The following is a 1,738-nucleotide window of genomic DNA, read 5'->3' as shown; positions in this document are numbered from 1 at the left end:
CTGACCGGAAACCAACTTGAGTGGGGGCATGGGTGATGGCCCGGGGTGGCCCGGGTGGTGGAGAGGTGTTCAGGCGGCGGCGGGGGTGAGGGTGACCTGTAGGCCCAGCGCTTCGAGTTGTTGGATCAGGTGGCGTTGGCGGCGTTCCTTGTTGATGCGGGTGGTGTAGTAGTCGGCGCCGAGGTCGTGGTAGTTGGTGGTGGGGTCGGCGAGTAGGTGCCAGATGATGACCAGGATGGAGCGGGCGACGGCGACCAGGGCTTTGCCTTTGCCGCGGCGTTTGACGATGCGCCGGTAGCGTTCGCCGAGGAAGGTGTTGGTGCGGGAGGCGGAGGCGGCGGCGTTGCCGAGGACGGCTTTGAGGTAGGGGTTGCCCTTGGAGGTTTTGCCGCCGGAGCGTTTGGTGCCGGACTGTCTGATGTTCGGTGAGAGCCGGGCCCAGGCGGCCAGGTGGCGGGCGGTCGGGAAGCGGGTCATGTCCGGGCCGATCTCGGCCAGGATCACCTGAGCGGCTTCTCTGCTGATGCCGGGGACGGTGGTCAGCCGGTGCAGGGGTCCTGGTGGGGTGGTGCCGGGTGGTGCCGGGTTGCTGGGCGGGCTGGGCGGTTCACCGGCCGGCAGTTCGGTGATCAGTTGTTCGATGCGGGTGGTCAGCGTGTCGATCTCGGTGGTGAGACCGTCGATCTGGCCGAGCAGGATACCGGCGAGTTCGGCGTGATGGTCATCGAACCGGCCGTCGAGGGCCCGGACGAGTTCGCGGTGTTTACCGCGCATCGTGCCGCGGGCCAGGCCGGCGAGGCGGTGCGGGTCGCGTTCGCCGCGGATCAGGGCGTCGATCATGTCCCGGACCGATACTGTGTTGATCTTCGAGGCGACCGTGGTGACCTTGATCAGGGCGTCTTCGAGGAGCTTCTCCAGACGCTGCCAGTGCCGGGTGCGGTCGCGGGTCAGATCGACGCGGGTGCGGGTGTAATCACGCAGTACCCGTTGCGCGGCTGGTGGCACGAGCGAGGGCCGCAGCATGCCCCGTTCGGTCAGCTTGGCCAGCCACACGCAGTCGTGGGTGTCGGTCTTGGGCCGGCCCGGGACGTTCTTGACGTCACGGGCGTTAACCAGCTGGATCCGTAGCCCGGCCGCCTCGAGCAGGTAGTAGAAGATCCGCCAGTAGTCCGAGGTCGACTCCAGGGTGACCATCTCGATGTCCTGATCGAGCAGGGCCTGGCTCAGCTTGAGGACCTCGCCGGTGGTCGCCTCGACCTCGGCGACCTTGCTGATGCGGCGGCCGTCGGCGCGGGGTAGCCGGACGCACACCTGCCCGAAGCCTTTGGCCACGTCGATCGCGCAGACCCGCTGCAGGACCTGCTCGTGTTCCTCATCGAGGATCTCCTGCGGCGCCCTCTTGGTCCGTGCCATCTCCTGGCCTCCTGCCCGGCAATGTGCCGCGTGGACAGGGTGCCCGGGGACCTTGTCAGGGGAATGGAAACTCTGACCGGCGTGCTCGTAGCAACAGTGTGTGACCCTTCCGGGTCAGGTCCCAGCGCCAGACTCAGAGACGGACTTCACTTCCAAGCACGCGTCGACGTCACGGGCACCCATCGAGGGTGGACACCCCCGACAAGCCCGATGGTGACGAGGCCGGCACGCCCGCACCAGCCCCCTCACCCGACCCAGCGACAACCGTGACCGGGCCGCCGGTTTCACGCCCAGCGTGATCAACCCGGGGGTTGTGAAGACTCAG

1 protein-coding gene is annotated in these 1,738 nt (G+C 67.5%); it reads right to left on the bottom strand.

Annotation, left to right across the window (positions count from 1 at the left end; translation table 11 throughout):
• Positions 1 to 69: 69 nt before the first annotated feature.
• The gene (locus LDL48_RS43155; RefSeq protein WP_225261000.1) at positions 70 to 1,413 is read right to left on the bottom strand and encodes an IS110 family RNA-guided transposase; all 1,344 of its coding nucleotides are present in this window, start codon (positions 1,411 to 1,413) and stop codon (positions 70 to 72) included.
• Positions 1,414 to 1,738 lie beyond the last annotated feature (325 nt).

It is taken from the genome of Jidongwangia harbinensis (genome assembly GCF_020216025.1).
Taxonomy (GTDB): Bacteria; Actinomycetota; Actinomycetes; order Mycobacteriales; family Micromonosporaceae; genus Actinoplanes; species Actinoplanes harbinensis.
Note: the sequence above shows the minus strand (reverse complement) of the source record. Positions and strands in the feature narration are given on the sequence as shown.